Here is a 204-nt window from a genome sequence, read left to right as displayed (position 1 = left end):
TGGGCCACGGCATCAGGGCGAAAATCGCCGACAAGGGCAATACGGACAGGTGCGTGCATCGTTATTTCCGGCTCGGAGAAAAAAATAGGCTATAACATTAGCAACATATGCGCAACCTCACGGCTTTCCCTCAGGGTGAGCACCGCAGTCTGAACGTTTCTGCGCGCCAGGCCATAAGTAAAAATCGACAGAAAATATTTCCTT

The sequence above is a fragment of the Erwinia sp. genome (assembly GCF_031978025.1).
GTDB lineage: Bacteria > Pseudomonadota > Gammaproteobacteria > Enterobacterales > Enterobacteriaceae > Erwinia.
This window is presented reverse-complemented; position numbering follows the sequence as displayed.